General features: G+C 71.2%; 19 protein-coding genes and 1 tRNA gene. 10 read left to right on the forward strand and 10 right to left on the reverse strand.

Annotation, left to right across the window (positions count from 1 at the left end):
* Nucleotides 1-9: 9 nt before the first annotated feature.
* Nucleotides 10-93: transfer RNA gene (locus ACLQ21_RS04980), tRNA-Leu, on the reverse strand.
* A gap of 93 nt (nucleotides 94-186) precedes the next feature.
* On the opposite strand from ACLQ21_RS04980, the gene ACLQ21_RS04985 reads away from it, so the two are divergent.
* From ACLQ21_RS04985 to pknB, 7 genes are all read left to right on the forward strand, one after another.
* Nucleotides 187-864, forward strand: a complete 678-nt coding sequence (locus ACLQ21_RS04985; protein ID WP_425662082.1) for an FhaA domain-containing protein — start codon at nucleotides 187-189, stop codon at nucleotides 862-864.
* Nucleotides 861-1,397 carry an FHA domain-containing protein FhaB/FipA gene (locus ACLQ21_RS04990; RefSeq protein ID WP_425662084.1) on the forward strand — a complete coding sequence of 179 codons (537 nt, stop codon included), beginning with the start codon at nucleotides 861-863 and terminating at the stop codon, nucleotides 1,395-1,397. Before ACLQ21_RS04985 ends, ACLQ21_RS04990 begins: the two co-directional genes overlap by 4 nt.
* A gap of 2 nt (nucleotides 1,398-1,399) precedes the next feature.
* Nucleotides 1,400-2,641, forward strand: coding sequence for a PP2C family protein-serine/threonine phosphatase (locus tag ACLQ21_RS04995; protein WP_425662086.1), 1,242 nt, complete (start codon nucleotides 1,400-1,402; stop codon nucleotides 2,639-2,641).
* Complete coding sequence (locus ACLQ21_RS05000) at nucleotides 2,638-4,062, forward strand: FtsW/RodA/SpoVE family cell cycle protein (RefSeq protein ID WP_425662088.1); 1,425 nt, start codon at nucleotides 2,638-2,640, stop codon at nucleotides 4,060-4,062. Before ACLQ21_RS04995 ends, ACLQ21_RS05000 begins: the two co-directional genes overlap by 4 nt.
* The gene (locus tag ACLQ21_RS05005) at nucleotides 4,059-5,540 is read left to right on the forward strand and encodes a peptidoglycan D,D-transpeptidase FtsI family protein (protein WP_425662090.1); all 1,482 of its coding nucleotides are present in this window, start codon (nucleotides 4,059-4,061) and stop codon (nucleotides 5,538-5,540) included. The genes ACLQ21_RS05000 and ACLQ21_RS05005 overlap by 4 nt, the downstream gene beginning before the upstream one ends.
* Complete coding sequence (locus ACLQ21_RS05010) at nucleotides 5,537-7,300, forward strand: protein kinase domain-containing protein (protein WP_425662092.1); 1,764 nt, start codon at nucleotides 5,537-5,539, stop codon at nucleotides 7,298-7,300. Before ACLQ21_RS05005 ends, ACLQ21_RS05010 begins: the two co-directional genes overlap by 4 nt.
* 82 nt (nucleotides 7,301-7,382) lie before the next feature.
* Nucleotides 7,383-9,242 (forward strand): Stk1 family PASTA domain-containing Ser/Thr kinase, encoded by a 1,860-nt coding sequence (gene pknB, locus ACLQ21_RS05015; RefSeq protein ID WP_425662094.1) that lies wholly within the window; start codon nucleotides 7,383-7,385, stop codon nucleotides 9,240-9,242.
* Nucleotides 9,243-9,293: 51 nt separating this feature from the next.
* Here pknB and ACLQ21_RS05020 read toward each other — a convergent pair whose 3' ends face one another.
* The 3 genes from ACLQ21_RS05020 to ACLQ21_RS05030 are packed head-to-tail and all read right to left on the reverse strand — an operon-like array spanning nucleotide 9,294 to nucleotide 10,863.
* A complete protein-coding gene (locus ACLQ21_RS05020) occupies nucleotides 9,294-9,947 on the reverse strand; it encodes an anthranilate synthase component II (RefSeq protein ID WP_425662096.1) in 654 nt (217 codons plus the stop codon).
* An 8-nt stretch (nucleotides 9,948-9,955) separates the two neighbouring features.
* On the reverse strand, nucleotides 9,956-10,114 hold the full coding sequence (locus ACLQ21_RS05025; protein WP_425662098.1) for a hypothetical protein: 159 nt from the start codon (nucleotides 10,112-10,114) through the stop codon (nucleotides 9,956-9,958).
* Complete coding sequence (locus ACLQ21_RS05030; RefSeq protein WP_425662100.1) at nucleotides 10,114-10,863, reverse strand: class E sortase; 750 nt, start codon at nucleotides 10,861-10,863, stop codon at nucleotides 10,114-10,116. The genes ACLQ21_RS05025 and ACLQ21_RS05030 overlap by 1 nt, the downstream gene beginning before the upstream one ends.
* Before the next feature lie 40 nt (nucleotides 10,864-10,903).
* Here ACLQ21_RS05030 and ACLQ21_RS05035 point away from each other — a divergent pair, with 40 nt between their 5' ends.
* Nucleotides 10,904-11,161 (forward strand): cell division protein CrgA, encoded by a 258-nt coding sequence (locus tag ACLQ21_RS05035; RefSeq protein ID WP_425662102.1) that lies wholly within the window; start codon nucleotides 10,904-10,906, stop codon nucleotides 11,159-11,161.
* A gap of 57 nt (nucleotides 11,162-11,218) precedes the next feature.
* On the opposite strand, the gene ACLQ21_RS05040 is transcribed toward ACLQ21_RS05035, so the two are convergent.
* Both ACLQ21_RS05040 and ACLQ21_RS05045 read right to left on the reverse strand, forming a co-directional pair.
* Complete coding sequence (locus ACLQ21_RS05040) at nucleotides 11,219-12,085, reverse strand: rhomboid family intramembrane serine protease (protein WP_425662104.1); 867 nt, start codon at nucleotides 12,083-12,085, stop codon at nucleotides 11,219-11,221.
* 7 nt (nucleotides 12,086-12,092) lie between these two features.
* Complete coding sequence (locus ACLQ21_RS05045; RefSeq protein ID WP_425662106.1) at nucleotides 12,093-12,632, reverse strand: peptidylprolyl isomerase; 540 nt, start codon at nucleotides 12,630-12,632, stop codon at nucleotides 12,093-12,095.
* A 140-nt stretch (nucleotides 12,633-12,772) separates the two neighbouring features.
* On the opposite strand from ACLQ21_RS05045, the gene ACLQ21_RS05050 reads away from it, so the two are divergent.
* On the forward strand, nucleotides 12,773-13,153 hold the full coding sequence (locus tag ACLQ21_RS05050) for a hypothetical protein (RefSeq protein WP_425662108.1): 381 nt from the start codon (nucleotides 12,773-12,775) through the stop codon (nucleotides 13,151-13,153).
* A complete protein-coding gene (locus ACLQ21_RS05055; protein ID WP_425662110.1) occupies nucleotides 13,135-13,368 on the forward strand; it encodes a hypothetical protein in 234 nt (77 codons plus the stop codon). Before ACLQ21_RS05050 ends, ACLQ21_RS05055 begins: the two co-directional genes overlap by 19 nt.
* A 67-nt stretch (nucleotides 13,369-13,435) precedes the next feature.
* On the opposite strand, the gene ACLQ21_RS05060 is transcribed toward ACLQ21_RS05055, so the two are convergent.
* The 4 genes from ACLQ21_RS05060 to ACLQ21_RS05075 form a co-directional block, all read right to left on the reverse strand.
* Nucleotides 13,436-13,621 (reverse strand): hypothetical protein, encoded by a 186-nt coding sequence (locus tag ACLQ21_RS05060; RefSeq protein WP_425662112.1) that lies wholly within the window; start codon nucleotides 13,619-13,621, stop codon nucleotides 13,436-13,438.
* Nucleotides 13,622-13,624: 3 nt separating this feature from the next.
* Entirely contained in the window at nucleotides 13,625-14,059 is a 435-nt protein-coding gene (locus tag ACLQ21_RS05065) for an NUDIX hydrolase (protein WP_425662114.1), read from the reverse strand.
* 20 nt (nucleotides 14,060-14,079) lie between these two features.
* Nucleotides 14,080-15,984, reverse strand: a complete 1,905-nt coding sequence (locus ACLQ21_RS05070) for a BCCT family transporter (RefSeq protein ID WP_425662116.1) — start codon at nucleotides 15,982-15,984, stop codon at nucleotides 14,080-14,082.
* Nucleotides 15,985-16,099: 115 nt separating this feature from the next.
* Nucleotides 16,100-17,491 carry a threonine/serine ThrE exporter family protein gene (locus ACLQ21_RS05075; protein WP_425662118.1) on the reverse strand — a complete coding sequence of 464 codons (1,392 nt, stop codon included), beginning with the start codon at nucleotides 17,489-17,491 and terminating at the stop codon, nucleotides 16,100-16,102.
* Nucleotides 17,492-17,543 lie beyond the last annotated feature (52 nt).

A 17,543-nucleotide genomic window follows, 5' to 3' on the forward strand; every position in this document is an offset into this window, starting at 1 on the left:
GGCCGATCGTGCGCGAGGGGGGACTTGAACCCCCACGTCCTTGCGGACACTGGCACCTGAAGCCAGCGCGTCTGCCAATTCCGCCACTCGCGCGAGACCCGGTCGGAACCGGGCAACCACACGAGAATATCAGGTTCCTAGGCTCGGCAGGTACGCTAACGGCGGCATAGGGACGGTGATCAGACAATGGGATTCCTCGATTCGATCGAGCGGGGGCTCGAGAAGGCCGTCAACGGCGCCTTCGCGAAGACCTTCCGCTCGGGCGTCGAGCCCGTCGAGATCGCGAGCGCGCTGAAGCGCGAGCTCGACACGAACGCGTCCGTCGTCTCGCGCGACCGCATCCTCGTGCCGAACCGGCTCACGGTGCGCCTCGCTCCCGCCGACTTCGAGCGGTTGCGCCGGCTCGGCGACGCCCTGCTCGACGAGCTCACCAGCACCGTGCAGACGCACGCACGCCAGTCGGGCTACTCGTTCGCGGGCCCGGTCGACCTCGGCCTCGAGCCCGATTCGGGCAAGACGACCGGCATGCTCGAGATCGTCTCCGACAGCGAGTCGGGCGAAGTCGTCTGGACGGCCGTCGTCGACATCAAGGGCAAGCGCCATGCGCTGCGCAAGGGCCGGACCATCATCGGCCGGGGCTCGGACGCCGACATCACCGTCGACGACGCCGGCGCATCCCGGAAGCACGCCGAGATCGTCTGGGACGGCACCCGCGCCCAGGTCAGCGACCTCGGCTCCACGAACGGCACGACCCTCAACGGCCGAGCGCTGAAGAGCGCGCTGCTCGAGCCCGACTCCATCATCGACATCGGCGCCACACGCATCGTCTACCGCGTGCTGGCGCAGCCGAAGGGGCGCGCGTGAGTGAGCTGACCCTCATCATCATCAGGATCGGCTTCCTCGCCCTCCTCTGGCTGTTCATCTTCATCGTGCTGTACTCGCTCCGCAGCGACCTCTTCGGGCCGCGGCTCACGCCGCTGCAGCGGGTCGCGGTGCAGAGCCAGCGCACGCGGGAGGCGGCCTCCGCCGGAGCCACCGCCGCGCCCGCCGCCGACGCCCCCACGACCGCCACGCCGCGCGCCGCGCCGAGCGCCGCACCCGATGCCGGAGCGGGCCGCATCGTCATCACGTCGGGCCCCCGCTCCGGTCTCGAGCTCGACCTGCCGGAGACCGGCCTGTCGATCGGACGCTCGAGCGGCGCAGGCCTGCAGATCAAGGACGACTACACGTCGAGCTCGCACGCGAAGATCGTGCGCTGGCGCGACCAGTGGATGGTGCAGGACCTCGGATCGACGAACGGCACGTACGTCGACGGCAAGCGCATCACCGAGTCGACTCCCGTGCGGGTCGGCAGCTCGGTGCGGATCGGGACGACCACGTTCGAGCTGAGGCGCTGAGCTTGAGCGCACCGCTCGCCGCCGCGATCAGCCACGTCGGCCGGATCCGCACGGAGAACCAGGACTCCGGCTATGCCGGCAAGCACCTGTTCTTCGTCGCGGACGGCATGGGCGGGCACGCGGGCGGCGACGTGGCGAGCGCGATCGTGACGCGCAAGGCGCGCGAGGCCGACCGCGAGTACGCGAGCGCCGAGGAGGCCGCCGACGCCCTCGCCGACGCCTTGCGCGAGGGCAACGACGCGCTGCAGCAGGCGATGGTCGAGCACCCGGAGCTCTCGGGCATGGGCACCACCGGCTCGGGCATCCTGCTGATCGGCGACCGGGTCGGCATGGCGCACATCGGCGACAGCCGCATCTACCGCTACCGGGTCGGCGCGCTCGAGCAGATCTCGACCGATCACACGTTCGTGCAGCGGCTCGTCGAAGCGGGGCGCATCACGCGCGAGGAGGCGGAGCACCACCCCCGCCGCAACGTCGTCATGCGGGTGCTCGGCAACGTCGAGACGAACCCCGAGATCGACACGGCCGTGCACGACGCGCTGCCGGGCGACCGCTGGCTCGTGTGCTCCGACGGCCTCTCGAGCTACGTCGACGAGGAGCGCATCCGCTCGATCCTCGAGCAGGGCCTCGACACCCCGTCGACCGTGCAGCGCCTCGTGAACGAGGCGCTCTCCCGCGGCGCGCCCGACAACGTCACCGTCGTGCTGTGCGACATCGACGAGCGGCGCCAGTCGTCGATCGAGCCGACGACGGTCGGCTCCGCGGCCGCGCCCATCTCGTACGAGGCGGTCGAGCCGGAGCGCACCTCGGTCAGCCTCTCGCAGCTGCTGCTCCACCCCCTCCAGTCGCGTCAGCAGCCCGCGTTCGAGCACTTCGAGCCCGAGAGCGAGGAGTTCCTGCAGGAGCTGCTCGCCGAGCAGCGCCGCATGCGTCGCAACCGCCGCCTCAGCTGGAGCGTCGGCGCCTCGCTCGCCGTCATCGGCATCGCCGTGCTCTCGCTGCTCTTCTACTCCTGGACGCAGGACCGCTACTTCGTCGGCGTCAACGACGCGGGCAACGTCGCGATCTACCAGGGCATCCAGCAGCAGATCGGCCCGCTCGTGCTCGCCGCGCAGGTGCAGGAGACCGACATCGCGGTCGACGAGCTCAGCCCCTTCAACCAGCGCAACGTCGAGCAGACGATCTCCGCCGGCTCGCTCGCCGACGCGCAGGCCATCATCGAGCGACTGGAGCGATCACCATGACGCATCAGACGACGGCGTCCGACCGCACCGCTCCGGGCGCGCTGCACACGGGCATCGTGCAGCTGCGCGACGTCACCGAGGCGATCAAGGTGCGCATCCGCAATCCCGCGAAGCTGCGCAACCTCGAGCTGTTCCTGCTCGTCGTCGCCTGGATCATCGCCGGCGGCGCCATGGCGCTCGTGCAGCTCGGTGCGCTGCAGCGCGTCGACCTGTTCCCGCTGCAGCTCGCGGCGGGCCTCGGCGTGCTCACGCTCGCGCTGCACATCGCGTTGCGCGTCGTCGCCCGCGAGGCCGACGCGATCATCCTGCCGGTCGTGACGGCCCTCAACGGGCTCGGCATCGCGATGATCTACCGCATCGACATCGCCGAGGGGGTCACGGGCTGGGATGCGGCGTCGATGCGCCAGATCGTCTGGACCGGACTCGCGATCGTCGTCGCGATCCTCACGATCGTCGTGGTGCGCAACCACCGGGTGCTCGCCCGCTACCGCTTCCTCGCCATGGCGATCGCGATCATCCTGCTCATGCTGCCGCTCGTGCCCGGCATCGGCCGCACGATCAACGGCGCGACCGTCTGGATCGGCATCGGCAGCCTCGTGTCGCTGCAGCCCGGCGAGCTCGCCAAGATCGCGCTCGCGATCTTCTTCGCCGGCTACCTCATGACCGCGCGCGACTCGCTCTCGGTGGTGGGCAAGCGATTCCTCGGCATCCGCTTCCCCCGACTGCGCGACCTCGGCCCCATCCTCGTCGTCTGGGCGATGTGCATGCTCGTGCTCGTCTTCCAGCGCGACCTCGGCACCTCGCTGCTGTACTTCGGGCTCTTCCTCGTGATGATCTACGTCGCCACCGGCCGCCGCTCGTGGATGGTGATCGGCGTCGGCCTCGTCGCCCTCGGCGGCATCGCCGCGTACTTCCTGCTGGGCTACGTGCAGCGGCGCATCCACGCCTGGACCCACGCCTTCGACCCGGATGTGTACGAGGCGCAGGGCGGATCGTTCCAGATCGTGCAGGGCGTCTTCGGCATGGCGCACGGCGGGCTGCTCGGCACGGGGCTCGGGCTCGGCAGGCCGCACATCACGCCGTACGCCAACAGCGACTACATCATCCCCTCGCTCGGCGAGGAGCTCGGGCTCGCCGGCATCTTCGCCATCCTCGCGCTCTACCTCGTGCTCGTCTCGCGAGGCGTGCGGATCGGGTTCCAGGGGCCCGACGACTTCACGAAGCTGCTCGCGGTCGGCCTCGCCTTCGCGATCGGCCTGCAGGTGTTCATCGTCGTGGGCGGCGTCACGAGGCTCATCCCGCTCACGGGCCTCACGACGCCGTTCCTCGCCGCCGGCGGCTCGTCGCTGCTGGCCAACTGGCTCATCGTCGCGCTGCTGCTGAGGCTGAGCGACTCGGTGCGCGGAAGGGGGATCGCATGACCAGCACCGATCGGGAGCAGAGCATGCGTCGACCCATCCGGCGCGTCAGCACGCTGCTGCTCATCATGTTCGTCGGGCTCTTCGCGTCGTCGACGATGATCCAGGCCGTGCAGGCCGACGGGCTCCACGACGACGCCCGCAACACGCGCACGCTCTACGACTCCTTCGCGGTCGAGCGCGGATCGATCGTCGTCGACGGCGTGCAGGTCGCGCTCTCGACGCCGTCCGACGACCAGTACGAGTGGCAGCGCCAATACCCGATGGGGCCGCTCTACGCATCCGTGACGGGCTACAACACGCTCGGCCAGGGCAACACCGGCATCGAGGGCGCCATGAACGAGGAGCTCACCGGCAGCGCGAACAGCCAGTTCTTCGACCAGATCGTCGCCACCCTCACCGGGCAGGACCCGGCTGGATCCTCGGTCGAGCTGACGATCTCGAGCGCGGCGCAGCAGGCGGCCGCGGAGGCGCTCGGCGACCGCGAGGGAGCGGTCGTCGCGCTCGACACCGAGACCGGCGACGTGCTCGCGATGTACTCGAGCCCGACCTTCGACCCGAACGCGTTCGCGCTGCACAGCATCCCCGCGGTGACCGAGACCTACAACCAGCTGATCGCCGACCCCGGCGCGCCGCTGCAGAACCGCACGATCGGCGGAGACCTGTACTACCCCGGCTCGGTGTTCAAGGTGCTCGTGCTTGCCGCCGCCCTGGAGTCCGGGCGCTTCGAGCTCGACACGGAGTTCCCCAACCCCGAGTCGCTCACCCTCACCGGGTCGACGGCCGAGGTGCGCAACGCATCCAGGACCACGTGCGGCCCGGGCGAGACCGTCACGCTCGAGACCGCGCTCATCCTGTCGTGCAACATCCAGTTCGCGATGCTGGGCGAGCAGCTGGGCGAGGAGGCGATCGCCGAGCAGGCCGCCGCGTTCGGCTACGGCCAGCAGCTCGACATCCCGCTGCCCGTGACGCCGAGCACGTACCCGACCGACCTCGAGCCGTCGCAGGTGCAGCTGACCTCGTTCGGCCAGTACGACGTGCGCGTCACGCCGCTGCAGATCGCGATGACGACCGCGGCGATCGCCAACGACGGCACGCTCATGCGACCGAACATGATCGACCGGGTGCTCGCGCCCAACCTCGACGTGCTCGACGACCCGGAGCCGACCATCCTCGGCAACCCGATCTCGTCGGGGACGGCCGCGGAGATGCGCGCGGCGATGGAGCTCGCCGTGAGCGAGGGCCTCGCGACGAACGCGCGGATCCAGGGGGTCACCGTGGGCGGCAAGACGGGCACCGCGGAGACCGGTGAGAACAACGAGCCGTTCAACCTGTGGTTCTCGGGCTACGGCGAGCTGGACGAACGGAGCGTGGCGGTGGCGGTCGTCGTCGTCCCGGATGAGAACATCGTCGGTGATACTTCAAACGTGATCGCCGCACCTATCGGGAGAGCAGTGATCGAGGCGGTGCTGAACTCATGAGACCATCCAGCGGACTCACCTTCGGTGGGCGATACCAGCTGGCCAGCCGCATTGCCATCGGCGGCATGGGCGAGGTGTGGCAGGCGACCGATCAGGTCATCGGCCGCACCGTGGCGCTGAAGATCCTCAAGGACGAGTACATGGGGGATCCCGGGTTCCTCGAGCGCTTCCGCGCCGAGGCCCGGCATGCCGCGCTCGTGAACCACGAGGGCATCGCCAACGTCTTCGACTACGGCGAGGAGGAGGGCAGCGCCTTCCTCGTGATGGAGCTCGTCCCCGGCGAGCCGCTCAGCGCGATCCTCGACCGCGACCGCACGCTCTCGGCTGACAAGGTGCTCGACATCGTCGCGCAGACCTCGGCCGCGCTGCACGCCGCCCACCAGGCGGGGCTCGTGCACCGCGACATCAAGCCGGGCAACCTGCTCATCACGCCCGAGGGCCGGGTCAAGATCACCGACTTCGGCATCGCGCGCATCGCCGACCAGGTGCCGCTCACCGCGACCGGCCAGGTGATGGGCACGGTGCAGTACCTCTCCCCCGAGCAGGCCTCAGGGCAGCAGGCCGCGCCCGCGACCGACATCTACTCGCTCGGCATCGTCGCGTACGAGGCGCTCGCCGGCCGCAGACCCTTCACGGGCGAGTCGCAGGTCGCGATCGCGATGGCGCACATCAACGACGCGCCGCCGGACCTGCCGGGCACCATCCCGGAGCCGGTGCGCAACCTCGTGCTGTCGTGCATCGCCAAGACGCCGGCCGATCGACCGACCTCCGCCGCGCACCTCTCGCGCGCCGCCACGATGCTGCGCCGCGGCGACATCGCCGGTGCCGCCGCCATCGTGCCGGGCATCGCGTCGACCGACTCGTTCGCGACGATCGACTCGCCGACGCAGGCCGCGACGCGCGTGATCACGACGCAGTCGAGCCCCGCCACCGCGGCGCTGCCCGTCACGAGCGCCACCACGCTGCACGCGGAGGAGCGCCGTCGCACGAACCCGTGGATCTGGCCCGTCGTGATCCTGGCCGTGCTGCTCGTCGCCGCCGGCATCGCGATCGCCGTGATGCTGTTCAACGGCAGCCAGACACCGCCCGGACCGAGCGAGACCTCGCAGCCGCCGACCCAGAGCACGGCGGCGACGGTCGAGATCGACGAGGCGACGTTCCTCGGCATGGACGAGAACGAGTTCCGCAACGCGATCGAGGACCTCGGGCTCGTCGCCAACGTGCAGGTGGGCAATCCCGCCGCGGGCTCCGAGGTCGTCGGCGAGGTCTACGACGTCAACCCGACCGGCCTGGTCCCGGAGGGGTCCACGATCACCGGCACCGTCTACGCACCGCAGGCCGAGATCACCGATCCGACCTCGGCGCCGCGGACCGCGGACGGCTCGGATCCCGCGGCCGTCACCGCCGGCTCGGCGCTCTCGGTCGTGTGGGACCCGGCGAGCTGCCCGGCCGGCTACACCCTCGGCGACTACACCGTGAATGTCGTCTGGCCCGACGGCGAGAACGAGGCGATCCCGACGGGCAACGCGCAGCTCGACTTCACGAGCGTGCCGAGCGGGCAGACGACGGTGTCGTACGCGTACCGCTGCGACATCGCCGGCGGCGACAGCCTGACGAGCGGCGCCTCGCCGACGCTCACGCTGACGGCCACCGCGCCGACGACGCCGACGACGCCGGCGCCCGCACCGACCGAGACGACGCCGCCCGAGCCCACTCAGCCGCTGCCCACGCTGCCGGTCGAGCCCACGGACGGGCCCTGAGCGGGCGCGTGACGTAGAATCGACCGATCCCGGCGTGAGCGGGGTCGCCCCGACAGCCCGCGCACGAGGGAAGGAGCAGCGCATGACCGACAGCATCATCGCGTCGCTGCGCACCCTCGGCGACCGCTACGAGATCGGCGAGCTGATCGGTCAGGGCGGCATGGCGCAAGTGCACCGCGCCCGCGACACGAGGCTGGACCGGCACGTCGCGGTGAAGCTGCTCAAGCCGGAGCTCTCGCTCGATCCGGAGTTCCGCACGCGCTTCCGGCAGGAGGCGCAGTCGGCCGCCCGGATGTCGCACCCGACGGTCGTGCGGGTCTTCGACGCCGGCGAGGAACCGGCCGTCGGACCGGACGGGGAGCCGGCCGCCGTGCCGTACATCGTGATGGAGTACGTCGACGGCCGCATGGTGAAGGACATCATCGCCGAGGGCCCTCTCCCGGAGTCCGAGGCCGTCCGCATCACCAAGGGCATCCTGACCGCGCTCGAGTACTCGCACCGCGCCGGCATCGTGCACCGCGACATCAAGCCCGGCAACGTCATGGTGACGCCCGGCGGGCAGATCAAGGTGATGGACTTCGGCATCGCGCGTGCGGTGAGCGAGACGAGCGCCAACGTCGCGCAGACCGGCATGATCCTGGGCACGGCCCAGTACTTCTCGCCCGAGCAGGCGCGCGGCGAGACCGTCGACTCCCGCACCGACCTCTACTCCACCGGCGTCGTCCTGTTCGAGCTCCTGACGGGCCGCGCGCCCTTCGAGGCCGACACCGCGGTGGGCGTCGCCTACCAGCACGTGGCCGAGGAGCCGCCGCTCGCCTCGTCGATCACGCCCGGCATCACGCCCGAGATGGACTCGATCGTGGCGAAGGCGCTCGAGAAGAAGCGCGACGACCGGTTCCAGTCGGCGACCGAGTTCAAGGAGGCGCTCGACGACGCGCTCGCCGGCGTGCTCGTGCCGTTCGAGCGCACCGAGACCGCGCCGCTCGACATCAGCGCGGCGACGACGATGTTCGCAGCGCTCGCCGCGGACGACGCCGACCCCGACATCGACCAGCCGGTGCAGCGCTCCCGGAGCCCGCATCTCGCTTGGCTCTGGGGCGCGGTCGCCCTCATCGCCGTGCTCGTCGTCGGCGCCGTCGTCTGGGCGCTCAGCCTGGGCGGGAGCATCCCCATCGCAGGCCTCTCGACCGTCGTGCCGACCGTCGCAGGGCTGCAGGAGGAGGCGGCGGTCGCCGCCGTCGAGGAGGCGAGCCTGACCCCGGAGCTGCGTCGCGTCATCGACGAGGCGGAGGCCGGCACCGTGCTGCGCTCCGAGCCGGATGCGGGCATCACCGTCGCTCCGGGCGCTGCCGTCACGCTCGTCGTCTCGAACGGCCCGCCGCCCGCGCCACTCATGAGCGTCGCGAACCTCAGCGAGGCGCAAGCCCGGCAGGCGCTCGAGGCGGCCGGATTCGAGATCGGCGCCGTCACGCGCGAGAACTCCCCCACGATCGCGCAGGACCTCGTCATCGGCACCGACCCGAGCCCCGGCACCGCGGTCGCGCGAGGAGCGACGATCAACCTCGTGCTCTCCTCCGGCCTCGTCGAGGTGCCGAACGTGCTCGACCGGCCGGTCGCCGCAGCCGCGGAGGAGCTCTCGGCCCTCGGCCTCGAGGTGGTGCAGCGCTTCACGAGCCGCTGCCGCGGCGGCGACGTCGTCGAGCAGTCGCTGACCCCCGGGGCGCACCCGCAGGGCAGCACGATCACGCTGCTCTACTGCAACGGCCAGGCGCCCCGGCAGGCGCCCGCCCCTCCGACCAGGCCCACGACCGCGCCCACGACGCCGACGCCGCCGCCGCCCCCGCCCGCCGAGACCGACCAGGGCGGCAACAACGGCGGCGGCAACGGCGGGGGCAACGGCGGCGGCAATGGCGGCGGCGGCGACGAGGACGACGAGGGCTGACGCCGCGGGCTGATCTGTCGGCCCGCGCCGCGGGCTCAGCGGCTGACGCCGCTACGCCACGTGGTCCGGTGGCGGCGCGAGCGTGACGAGCGGCGCCCGCCCCGCGGCGAGGGCGGCGGCACCGGTGAGGCCAGCGGCTTCGAGCCAGTTGCCGAGCATGCGGTACCCGCCCTCGGTGAGCACCGACTCGGGGTGGAACTGCACGCCCCAGACCGGCGCGTCCCGGTGCTCGACCGCCATGATGACCCCGGCGGGACCGGTCGTGCGTGCCGTGACGCGCAGGGCATCCGGCACCGTGCCGTCGACGACCGCGAGCGAGTGGTAGCGGGTCGCCGTCAGCGGGCTCGGGAGGCCGCGGAAGATCGTCGAGTCGTCGTGCTCGACGAGGCTCGTCTTGCCGTGCATGAGCTCCGGCGCGTGGGTGACCACGCCGCCGAGCGCCTCGGCGATCGCCTGGTGCCCCAGGCAGACGCCGAGCAGCGGCGTGCCGCCCTCGATGGCGGCGTGCACCATCGGGATCGAGACGCCGGCGTCGCCTGGAGCGCCAGGACCGGGCGAGAGCAGCACGGCGTCCCAGTCGCCGATGGTCGACGCATCGACCTCGTCGTTGCGCACCACCTCGACCTCGGCGCCGAGCTCCTGCAGGTAGCCGGCGAGGGTGTAGACGAAGCTGTCGAAGTTGTCGACGACGAGGATGCGGGTCATGCGTGCGCTCACTGGATCAGGGGGTCAGGGGTCGGGAAGAAGGTCTGCATTACCCACGGGTAGCCGTGGAAGACGAGCAGGAGGGCGGCGCCGACGACGAGCGCCAGCGCGATCAGCAGCCGCAGCGCCAAGGGGCCCGGCAGCGCTCGCCACAGCGCGGCGTACATCAGGCCGCTCCGAGCGTGTCGGCGAGCTCGAGCGGCATGCCGTCCTCGGCGCTCTGCCAGCCGACGAACGTCGCGTACGCGATGAGGCGACCCTCCGCCGACCACTCCGGGTTGCACGTGGTGAGGGTGAGGTATCGCCCGTCGGCGGGCGTGGTCGGCTGCTGCGGCACCGGCGCGACCACACCGACCGCGGTCGGCGGCACGTACTCGTGGTTGCGGAACTCGTAGGCGTACCAGGCCTCGGCCGTCTGCACGTAGATCCGGTCGCCCACCCGCATCTCATCCAGGTGGGTGAACGGCCCGCCCTGGCCGTTGCGATGGCCCGCGACGGCGAAGTTGCCGAGCGCGCCCGGCTGCGCGGAGTCGGCGTAGTGGGCGAGGCCCTGCTCGAGCGAGTCGAGCACGTCGCGGCTCGTGCCCTCGCCGATGACCCGCTGGAACTGCCCCAGCCGCGGGATGTGCATGACGGCGAAGGACTCGCCGTCGGCCACCGCCGTCTCGGCGGGCGGCTCATCGGTGCGGAGCGCCACCGCGGCACTCGGGGCCGCGTCGACCGGGCCCAGCTGCGCCGCGAACACGCGCGCCGCCTGCTGCGCCTCGCCGCCCATCACGGCGTCCGACAGCCACACCTGCCAACCGGCGTAGCCGAGCGCCAGCACGCCGGCCGTCACGAGCAGCTCACCGAGCACGCTCGCCGCGGTCGCGCGGCGCCGGGGGCGCCGCCCGTCCGCGCGCTGCTGGCTGGTCACGGGACAATCCTAGGTGTCGACTGCATTAGCATGGGTTGCCATGAGCCCCAGCGAGAAGTCCGTCGACAAGGCGTCAGCGGCGCGAGCCCGAGCTGCGCGATCCCCGCACGACGAGCAGCGGAACCCGGCGTGGTTCAAGCCCGTGATGTTCGGCTTCATGCTCGTCGGCTTCCTGTGGGTGATCGTGTACTACATCTCGGGCACGACGCTGCCGGTGCCCGCGCTCGGCTCCTGGAACATCGTCGTCGGCTTCGGCATCATGTTCATCGGCTTCATCATGACCACTCGCTGGAAGTAGCGAACTACACCGGTGTAGTTCTCCACAGCTGTGGAGAGAAATGTGGATAACCTCGCGTCAGAGCAGCGTCGCGACGCGAGCGGCGAAGAGCGCTGCAAGGAGCGCCGCGACGCCGACGATGACGATCCATGAGCTCGTCGACGTCCTGGCTCTCCGCATCCGCTTGTCGGCGAGGCCGATCCCGAAGCCGATGGCAAGGCCGATCGCGAGCCCGCCGACGTGCGCCGGCCACGAGATGCCGCCGAACAGGAACGTGATCGCGAGGTTGATGCCCACGATGATGAGCAGCGACGGCTGCACGCGACCGACCATGCGCTGCATGCCGATGAGCATGCCGAACAGCGCGTAGATGCCGCCGGATGCGCCCACCACCGCGGAGAGCGGCGTGAACCACGCCACCGCGACAGCGGCGCCCGCCACGCTCACGACGTAGGCGGCGAGGAAGGGCAGCCGACCGATCCGCTGCTCGATCGGAGGCCCGACCATCCACAGCACGAGCATGTTGAAGGCGAAGTGCAGCACGCCGGCGTGCACGAGCGCGTACGTCACGAAGCGCCACGGCTCGAAGAGCGAGTAGGGCAGGAAGTACGCGAACGCCGAGGCGAGCTCGCCGGGCAGGATCTGGAGCACGCCGACGAGCGCCGTCACGGCGAAGATGGCGATCGTGACGGGCGCCGGCTGGGCGAGCCACTGGCGCGCGCGACGACCGACGGCGGTGCGCGGTGCGCCTGCCGCCCGCCGGGTCGCGCGCTGCATGGTCTGCTGCTCGGTGCGCAGCTCTCGCACGCACTCGGGGCAGCGCACGCCGACCGGCGCCTGCTGCTGGCACTCGCCGCAGACCGTCCGGCCGCACCGCTGGCACAGCACCCAGCTGCGGCGGTCGGGGTGCCGGTAGCAGCGGTCGGCTGGCGGCGCGGCGCTCACCTGGGGGTCAGGCCTGCGCGATCTCGACGGACTCGATCACGACGTCCTCGAGCGGGCGATCGCGGCCGTCCGTGGGGACCGCCTGGATCGCGTCGACGACGCGCTGCGATGCCTCGTCCTCGACGATGCCGAAGACCGTGTGCTTGCCCTGCAGCCACGGGGTGGCGACCGTCGTGATGAAGAACTGCGAGCCGTTCGTGCCGCGACCGGCGACCTTGCCGGCGTTCGCCATCGCGAGCACGTAGGGCGCGTTGAAGCCGAGGTCGGGGTGGATCTCGTCGTCGAACTGGTAGCCGGGACCACCCGTGCCCTGCCCGAGCGGGTCGCCGCCCTGGATCATGAAGTCGGGGATGATGCGGTGGAAGACGACGCCGTCGTACAGCGGCGCGGTCGACTTCTCGCCGGTGGCGGGGTGCGTCCACTCGCGCGCGCCCGTGGCGAGCTCGACGAAGTTCTGCACGGTCTTGGGTGCGTGGTCACCGAGGAGGTTGACCTTGATCTCGCCGAGGGTGGTCCGGATCGTCGCGACAGCGGTGTGATGAGCCATGGCTCGATCCTCCCACAGCGAGCCTCTGCGAGCGTCGTGGGATGCGCCCGTTCGACGAGAGCGAAACCGCCCGCGACTGGGTGACGTGCTCAGGAAAACCTGCAAGGATGACGCCCAGGCTTCGACCACGGAAGGACAACATGTCGCTCGAACTCACGCGCAAGCGCGCGAAGGAGATCAAGAAGCTCCGCAAGCAGGCCGACAAGCTCTGGGCTGAGCAGCGCGTCGTCAGCCAGCACGCAGCCCAGATCGCGCGTGAGGCGCGCGACCAGGCCCGCGCCTACGGTGCCGAGTCCCTCATCCCCACCGCCGAGCGCTACGTGCACCGCGGCGTCGACCTGGGTCGCGACCGCCTGTCCCGCGCCTCGCGAGGCTGGAACGCCTCCGTCGTGCCGGTCATCGCATCCGGCCTCGGCTCGGTCGCGGCGATGGCGCAGGTCGCAAAGGACGACCGCGTCAAGCGATCGAGAACGTGCGCCGCTACGCCACGATGCCCGAGCTCGTGCCGGCCAAGCCCGTGAAGACCGGGCCGAACGCCGTGCAGTGGCTGCTGATCGGCGTCGGCGCCGTCGCGGTCGTGAGCGCAGGCTACGCCGCGTGGCAGACGCTGCGGGCCGACGACGACCTGTGGATCCCCGACGCTGAGGACTCCGCGATCGACGCACCGCCGCGACCGGTCGACCAGCCCTCCGGCGGTCTCGCCGACGGGCCCGAGGCCGGCGCTCCGCAGGCCTGACGCCAGCACACCCTGATCGATCGAAGGGGCCCTGCCGAGAGGCGCGGGCCCCTTCGTCGTCGGTGCGTCAGCCCAGGCTGACGCCGATCAGCACGAGGATGCCGCCGCCGAGCAGCAGCCCGCCGGCGATCAGGAAGGCGCGCATCCGCCGCTCCGGCTCGCGTCCGGAGCGCATGGAGCGGATGGCGTCGATCCCGCTGACGAAGCAGCTGGCGACCATGGCGCAGAGGCCGACGACGACGAGCGGATGCATGGGTCAGCGCAGCGGGGAGCCGGCGTCGTGGAGATGGCGCAGCGCCCAGTCGACGGCATGCACGTGCCGCAGCTGCGGCACCGACGCGATCGGGTGCCAGGCGACGTCGTCCGTCGTGCCGTCGCGTTCGACCTCCAGCTCGCCGCCGGTGATCTCGGCGCGGTAGAGGATGCGCAGCGCCTGCATCTCGTCGCCGCGGAGGCTCGTCGAGAGCACCGCCGAGTCGACGCCGAGCAGGCTGGTGAGCCGCACGTCGTAGCCGGTCTCCTCCTTGACCTCGCGCACCGCGCCGTCGGCGGGGTGCTCCCCCGGCTCGACGCCACCACCGGGGAGGGTCCACCCGCTCATGCCGCCCTCGTTCCAGTGCGGCAGCAGGATCTCACCGGCATCGCCATCGCCCCTCGTGATGAGGGCGTAGGCGGCCACTCGCATGCGCATCAGGCCATCCTAGGGCCGGGTCACTGCGCCGGCGGCCGGTGCTCGTCGACGATCTGCGCGTCACGTGGCGCGGCCGATGCGCGCGCTGCATCGCGGTCCGCGGCCTTCCAGCCCGGCGCATCCGGTCCCGGTGCCGGGTCGGCGGGGTCGGCGGTCGGCTCGATGGCCTGCGTCGGCACGAGCTCGCCGACGCCCTCGCCCGGCGGCGTCTGCTCGACCGTGAGCTGGAAGTCGTCGCCGTGCTCGGTGACTCCCGCGACGACCGCCTGCTCGACCGCCGCGTACGCGTAGGCGCGTCGCACGACGACGGGATCCTGCGAGAGGTCCTTCGAGAGCGCGATGGCCATGCCGATCATGATGACCACGAACGGCAGCGCGGCGATGATCGTCACCTGCTGCAGCCCCGTCAGTGCGTCCTCGCCACCGATGAGCAGCATGATGGCGGCGGCGGCGCCGGTCGCGACGCCCCAGAACACGACCGTCTTCCGTGAGGGTCGCAGCGATCCGCGGTGCGAGAGCGTGCCCATGACGATCGAGGCGGCGTCTGCGCCGGAGACGAAGAAGATCGCGACGAGCACCATGACGACGATGGCCGTGATCTGCGCGAGCGGCAGCTCGGCGAGCGCCGTGAAGAGGGTCGCCTCGGGCGTGCCGGAGCTGCCGAGATCGACGCCCGCGAGCTCGAGATCGATGCCGAGCCCGCCGAAGATGGCGAACCACACGAGCGAGACGACCGTCGGCACGAGCAGCACACCCGTGACGAACTGGCGGATCGTGCGGCCGCGCGAGATGCGGGCGATGAACATGCCGACGAACGGCGTCCAGCTGACCCACCACGCCCAGTAGAAGATCGTCCAGCCGGAGAGCCATGCGGCGGTCTCGGGGGTGCTCGCCGCTTCTGTGCGCGCCGCCATCATGGCGAGCTGCTCGAAGTAGCCGCCGACCGTGGTCGGCAGCAGGTTGAGGATGAAGACGGTCGGGCCGACGACGAAGACGAAGAGGGCGAGCACGCCGGCGAGCACCATGTTGATGTTCGAGAGCCACTTGATGCCCCGCGAGACGCCCGAGACCGCGGAGATCACGAACAGCACCGTGAGCACCGTGATGATGACCACGAGCGCGCCGTTGCCGAGCGGTCCCGCGCCCGAGACGATCTCGAGGCCCGAGCCGATCTGCAGCGCGCCGAGGCCGAGCGAGGTCGCCGAGCCGAACAGGGTCGCGAAGATCGCGAAGATGTCGATCGTGCGACCGACAGGGCCCTCCACCGTGCGCTTGCCGAACAACGACGTGAACGCCGCCGAGACGGTGAGCGCCCGCCGCTTGCGGAACACGCTGTAGGCGAGCGAGAGGCCGACGACGGCGTAGATCGCCCACGGGTGCAGCGACCAGTGGAACATCGTCGTCGCCATCGCCGTCCGGACGGCGTGCGCCTCGGTGCCGCCGCCCGTGCCGGGCGGCGGCGTGACGAGGTGGCTGACCGGCTCCGTCACGCCGAAGAAGATGAGACCGATCCCCATGCCGGCCGAGAACATCATGGCGATCCACGAGACGGTGCTGAACTCTGGGTCCTCACCGTCGTCGCCCAGCGGGATCCGGCCGAAGCGGCTCGCGGCGATCCAGACGATGAAGATCACGAAGCCGCTCGCGGCGAGCGCGAAGAGCCAGCCCGTGTTCGCCACGACCCACCCGAGCCCGGCGGCGGACGCCGTGCCGAGCGACTCGGTCGCGACCGCGCCCCAGAGCACGAACGCGAGTGCGACGGCGGCGGCGACGCCGAACACGACCCGGTCGAGCGGGCGCCCGACGGCGTCCTTCGCCGGCACGGGCGGCACGTCGAGCGCCGGGTGGAGCGGCTTCGGGCGACGGTTCGAGCGCTCTCGACGAGGCTTGTGGGGAGGCTCTTCGTGGGTCGTCGTCTCGCTCATCGCATCTCCATCCGTCGTTCCGCTACGCCGCCGGCACGTCAGATCTACGCCTCCGCGACCCCGACACGATAGTAGGAATCTGCTGTGCGCGCGATCCGTGTTCGCTCCGGGCGCGTCAGCGGATGCGCCCGCGCGACCGCACGCGGCTCTCCATCGTGTCTCGCAGCGGGGCGCCGAGGAACAGGCCGAGCGAGGACCCGGCCGCGAGCGCGATGCCGACCGCGCCCGCGCCGATCAGCGTCGCGACGCCGAGCACGAGGCGCTCGGGGTCGCCCTGCGACCCGACGAGCTCGAGCAGCCCGCGGAACACGGCGGAGCCGGGCACCATGGGCACGATCGCCGCGGTGGTGACGGCGATCGATGGCACGTGCAGGCGGTGGGCGATGAGGATGCCGATGAAGCTCGCGACCAGCGCGCCGAGCGCGCTCGCGACCGAGATGCCCAGCCCGGCGGCGTAGCCGGCCAGATATCCCGCCCAGGCGATGCAGCCGAGCGCAGCGCTCACCACGACGGTGCGGAGGCCGGCGCCGTTCCAGATCGCGACCGACACCGCGATGACGAGCACGCCGATGAACTGCAGCGGCACGCTGCCGAGCGACGTGGCATCGCTCGAGACGGCGAAGCCCATGCCCAGTGCCTGCGCGACCGACAGCCCGCCGACGATCCCGATCACCACGCCGAGGGTCAGCAGGGCCAGGTCGAGGATGCGGCCACCCGCCGTGAGCGCGAACCCGTCGATCGCGTCCTGCGCGGCGCCGACCACCGACATGCCGGCGAGCATCAGCACGATGCCGGCGGCGACGATGATCGAGGGCCGGGCGTCCTCGAGCAGGGGCACCCCCAGGTGCGCGAGCCGGCTCGTCGCAGCGGCGATGGCCGTGACGACGAAGGCGCCGACGATCTGCGAGAAGAAGAACGGCACCCGGAGGCGCGACATGAGCCGCTGCGCCATCGCCGCACTGCACGCCGCGATGAACGCCACGACCGTGATGGTCGGCGAGGCGCCGAACAGCAGCGCGACGCCGACGGACAGGAAGCCCTGGGCGAGCACGATGAACGCAGGCCGGTACATGAACGGCGTGCGGCGGATGCCGTGGAACCTCGCGCGAGCCTGTTCGAGCTCGAGGCCGCCCTCGATCTCGGCGACGAGGGCCTGCAGCCGCTGCAGCTTCGAGTGGTCGGGCACGGGCGCTCGCACCACCCGGAGCAGCGTGATCGGCAGGTCGGTGTCGTGACGGTGGTACGAGACGCCGATCGAGTTGTAGGTGACGTCGACGTGGACGGGACGGATGCCCAGCGCACCCGCGACGCGGATCGTCGCCAGCGCCACATCGTTGGCCGACGCCCCGACGGCGGTGAGCGCCTCGGCGATCCGCATCGCGAGGTCGATGACCTTCCGGGCATACACCTCATCGATGGTGAGGAGCGCCTCGGTCATCGGGCGGGACGCGGGGTCGGTGCGGATCGCGCTCACCAGGCGCTGCCGCCAGTCCTTGCGCTGATCCATCCCGCCCATTGTCGCATCCGTCCGGATGCCGCAGCGGACACGGGTGCGCTCG

The sequence above is a fragment of the Agrococcus sp. DT81.2 genome, assembly GCF_049844935.1.
Classification (GTDB): Bacteria; Actinomycetota; Actinomycetes; order Actinomycetales; family Microbacteriaceae; genus Agrococcus.

Excerpts from the sequence above, each read along its gene's own strand:
- ACLQ21_RS05060 (WP_425662112.1), bottom strand. The coding sequence starts at position 13,621 with ATGCATCCGCTCGTCGTCGTCGGCCTCTGCGCCATGGTCGCCAGCTGC.
- ACLQ21_RS05005 (WP_425662090.1), top strand. The coding sequence starts at position 4,059 with ATGACCAGCACCGATCGGGAGCAGAGCATGCGTCGACCCATCCGGCGC.
- ACLQ21_RS05070 (WP_425662116.1), bottom strand. The coding sequence starts at position 15,984 with ATGAGCGAGACGACGACCCACGAAGAGCCTCCCCACAAGCCTCGTCGA.
- ACLQ21_RS05000 (WP_425662088.1), top strand. The coding sequence starts at position 2,638 with ATGACGCATCAGACGACGGCGTCCGACCGCACCGCTCCGGGCGCGCTG.
- ACLQ21_RS05065 (WP_425662114.1), bottom strand. The coding sequence starts at position 14,059 with ATGCGCATGCGAGTGGCCGCCTACGCCCTCATCACGAGGGGCGATGGC.
- ACLQ21_RS05010 (WP_425662092.1), top strand. The coding sequence starts at position 5,537 with ATGAGACCATCCAGCGGACTCACCTTCGGTGGGCGATACCAGCTGGCC.
- pknB (WP_425662094.1), top strand. The coding sequence starts at position 7,383 with ATGACCGACAGCATCATCGCGTCGCTGCGCACCCTCGGCGACCGCTAC.
- ACLQ21_RS05025 (WP_425662098.1), bottom strand. The coding sequence starts at position 10,114 with ATGTACGCCGCGCTGTGGCGAGCGCTGCCGGGCCCCTTGGCGCTGCGG.
- ACLQ21_RS05035 (WP_425662102.1), top strand. The coding sequence starts at position 10,904 with ATGAGCCCCAGCGAGAAGTCCGTCGACAAGGCGTCAGCGGCGCGAGCC.
- ACLQ21_RS05020 (WP_425662096.1), bottom strand. The coding sequence starts at position 9,947 with ATGACCCGCATCCTCGTCGTCGACAACTTCGACAGCTTCGTCTACACC.
- ACLQ21_RS05045 (WP_425662106.1), bottom strand. The coding sequence starts at position 12,632 with ATGGCTCATCACACCGCTGTCGCGACGATCCGGACCACCCTCGGCGAG.
- ACLQ21_RS05075 (WP_425662118.1), bottom strand. The coding sequence starts at position 17,491 with ATGGATCAGCGCAAGGACTGGCGGCAGCGCCTGGTGAGCGCGATCCGC.
- ACLQ21_RS04985 (WP_425662082.1), top strand. The coding sequence starts at position 187 with ATGGGATTCCTCGATTCGATCGAGCGGGGGCTCGAGAAGGCCGTCAAC.
- ACLQ21_RS05050 (WP_425662108.1), top strand. The coding sequence starts at position 12,773 with ATGTCGCTCGAACTCACGCGCAAGCGCGCGAAGGAGATCAAGAAGCTC.